Source organism: Gammaproteobacteria bacterium (assembly GCA_034522055.1).
GTDB lineage: Bacteria > Pseudomonadota > Gammaproteobacteria > JAABTG01 > JAABTG01 > JAABTG01.
In genome coordinates this window covers 1-2,915 of record JAXHLS010000007.1, presented here as the reverse complement: position 1 = coordinate 2,915, position 2,915 = coordinate 1, and the positions used below count along the sequence as shown (strand labels likewise).

The window sequence follows — 2,915 nt, the reverse complement described above, 5'->3', positions numbered from 1 at the left end:
GGCACCCTCCCGCGGACACCGTGGCTCGCGGCGCCGACGCGAGCGGGACTTCCGTCGGGCTTAACGTGTAAGTCACGAAGCACGTTCTCCCCTCTCCCTCTGGGAGAGGGATGGGGTGAGGGAACGAGCATGGCGATACGCGCTCCTCTTCCATCATCTCGGGCGGCGCGTATCGCCATGAGAGTTAGTGTGCGTGAGCGCATTGCCCACCGCAAAAACAGGGCGGGGCACGATGCCGGGAGTGGCGCCCGCCATGAACGGGGAGGAGCCTCAGTCGGTGTCCCCGAGGACCCGCCGCTCCACGCGGTTGCGGCCCCCGGCCTTGGCGCGATAGAGGGCGCGGTCGGCCCCGTCCAGGAGCCCGGCGCCGTCTTCGTCGGCTGCCAGCTCGGCCACACCGATGGACACCGTGACCTCCATGGGGCTGTCGACCCCCGCCACCTCGATGGGCTGCGCCGCCAGATGGGCGCGCAGGCGTTCGGCCAGTACCGCCGCCTCAGCCGCCGCGGTCTGGGGCAGCAGCAGCGCGAACTCCTCGCCGCCGTAACGCACCGCCACGTCGCTGGCCCTTAGCAGTTCGGTGATACGCTCCGCCAGGTGCCGCAGCACGGCATCGCCGGCGGCGTGGCCGTGGCGGTCGTTGATGCGTTTGAAGTGGTCCACGTCCAGGAACATGCACGAAAGAGGCATCCCGTGGCGGCGCGCCCGGGACACCTCCTCGGCGAGCCTGGCCTCCAGGTAACGCCGGTTGTAGAGGCCCGTGAGGGGATCGGTGCGGCCGTAGTGGCGCAGGCGTTCCTGGTTGAGAGCATTCTCCAGGCACACCGTGGCCACCATGGCCAGGTGGTCGAGGAAGTCGGTGCCCAGGTGGGGCTGATAGCGCAGGGGATCCCGGCTGCCCAGGGCCAGCACACCGCGGTTACGCCCGCCCCGGACCAGGGGCAGCAGGGCCGCACTCTGAAGCTCCCCCAGGCGCTCTCCGAAATAGCCGCCGTGCTCCGCCGCATGGACCGGCCCCAGCTGGGGCGTGGTGCCCTCGTGGCCGGGCCACTCGGGCAGCGGCGTCAGGCGCACCGCCGGCAGCTCCGCCAGAGGCACCCCCGCGCGTTCCAGGGCATCGGCGATCTCGCCACCGGGGTCCACCACGGTGAGGGCCACGGCATCCAGGCCGAAGCTGCGCAGGGTGCCCTCGGTCAACTGGCGGAGCAGGCCATGGAGGGAATCCACGGCCATGAGGGTAAGCTCGTGGCGCTGGAAGCGCCGCAGCACGTATTCGTTGCGGCGCGCCACCACGCGCAGCTGATGGGGCTCCCCTCCTCCGCCATCGAGGGCCTGATTGTCCTGTGGTTCGTTCACCGCTGTGGTCTCTCAAAAAGTCTTACGCCGCCCCGGTGCCCGTGGCCCCGCGTACAGCCATCGTATTATGGTGCGCGGTCTACGATAATTCCTTGATGTGCCCGCGGCGGCACTCCATCAACCCAGGCCGTTCGGGAGGCGTATACCATCCATGACCCACCACACCGCCAACCCCCCCATCCTCATCATCGACGACACCGGCGATGCCGCGGCCTTCCTGCGCGACGCCCTCGCCGCGGACTTCGAACTCAGCGTCGTGCCGCGGGACCAGGCCGCGGCCTTCGCCACCGGGGAACCCCCACCGTGGGCCATCCTGGTGAACCTGGCCCCCGACACCGCGGCCGGCCATGCCCTGTGCCGCCGCCTCGCCAACCCCGGCCCACCGGTCATCGCCGTGGCCCTGGGGGCCCCGGCCGGCGACGAGGTGGCGGCCTTCGAGGCCGGGGCCGCCGATGTCTTGCGCCACAGCATACCCGCCCTGGCCCGCGCCCGGGTGCATCATCACGTCCGCCGAGCCATGGGCCCCCAGCGGCAGGAGGCCATGCGGCTCGCCCACTGGCTCGGCCACGGCGCCGAATTCAGGGAGGACGACAGCGGCCGGCACGTGGTGCGGGTGAGCAGCTATGCCCGGCGGCTCGGACTGGCGGCAGGGATGGACGAGGACACGGTGGAACTGCTCGCCATCACCGCACCCCTGCACGATATCGGCAAGGTCGGGATCCCCGATCATATCCTGCTCAAGCCCGGCCACCTCGACCCCGACGAGTGGGAGATCATGAAGACTCATACCACCCTCGGTGCCCGCATCATCGGTACGCCCGACACCCCCCTGGCCCGCATGGCCCTCGACGTGGTGCTGACCCACCACGAACGCTGGGACGGCACGGGCTATCCCAAGGGCCTGACGGCCGCCGACATCCCCCTGGCCGGGCGCGTCATGGCCATCGTGGACGTGTTCGATGCCCTCACCAGCAGCCGTCCCTACAAGGAAGCCTGGCCCCTGGACAAGGCGGTGGCCCTCATCAAGCGTGAGGCCGGCACCCTCTTCGACCCCGAGTTGGTGAGGCGCTTCGGCGCCATCATGAACGACATGCTCAATGTCCGGCTGCAGTTCGGCGAGCATGGTGAGCGTGGCACCTCCGGGGAAGGCCAGTAACCGGGTGGCGCCCTCAGCGGAGCGGCCGCACCGGTTTCTTTGTCGCATCGGGCGCCCCCCGGTGCGGACCATGACAGCGCTTGACCATAACCGCCAGGGCCGCGAGTTCCGGCACCCAACCGGCCTCCATCACCTCCCGGGGATAGGTGGTCTGACTCATACCGGGCTCATGCCTTGTCCATCTGGAAAACAGGGTATCGAATGGCGCCATGAACCTCCTCCCGGGCCCCCACGGGGCACGTCAGCATCAGTGGGAATCCCGATGCAATACCCGGGCCGTCGTGGCCGGGACAGGGAATTCAAGGGGTTGGACGAGGGCGAGCCGTCGGGTTGTAAGAAATCCCGACACGCGGCCGGCGCGAACCGTGTCAGGACGATACCTTGAGGACGATGGCCTCCATCC

General features: G+C 69.5%; 3 protein-coding genes. 1 reads left to right on the top strand and 2 read right to left on the bottom strand.

The window, feature by feature from the left end:
- Positions 1–270 precede the first annotated feature (270 nt).
- On the bottom strand, positions 271–1,356 hold the full coding sequence (locus U5S82_24780; GenBank protein MDZ7754777.1) for a DUF484 family protein: 1,086 nt from the start codon (positions 1,354–1,356) through the stop codon (positions 271–273).
- A gap of 151 nt (positions 1,357–1,507) precedes the next feature.
- Between U5S82_24780 and U5S82_24775 the strand changes: the two genes are divergently transcribed.
- Positions 1,508–2,512 carry an HD domain-containing protein gene (locus tag U5S82_24775; GenBank protein ID MDZ7754776.1) on the top strand — a complete coding sequence of 335 codons (1,005 nt, stop codon included), beginning with the start codon at positions 1,508–1,510 and terminating at the stop codon, positions 2,510–2,512.
- A 13-nt stretch (positions 2,513–2,525) separates the two neighbouring features.
- Here U5S82_24775 and U5S82_24770 read toward each other — a convergent pair whose 3' ends face one another.
- On the bottom strand, positions 2,526–2,672 hold the full coding sequence (locus tag U5S82_24770) for a hypothetical protein (protein MDZ7754775.1): 147 nt from the start codon (positions 2,670–2,672) through the stop codon (positions 2,526–2,528).
- Between the last annotated feature and the right edge of the window lie 243 nt (positions 2,673–2,915).

Excerpts from the sequence above, each read along its gene's own strand:
- U5S82_24775 (MDZ7754776.1), top strand. The coding sequence starts at position 1,508 with ATGACCCACCACACCGCCAACCCCCCCATCCTCATCATCGACGACACC.
- U5S82_24770 (MDZ7754775.1), bottom strand. The coding sequence starts at position 2,672 with ATGAGTCAGACCACCTATCCCCGGGAGGTGATGGAGGCCGGTTGGGTG.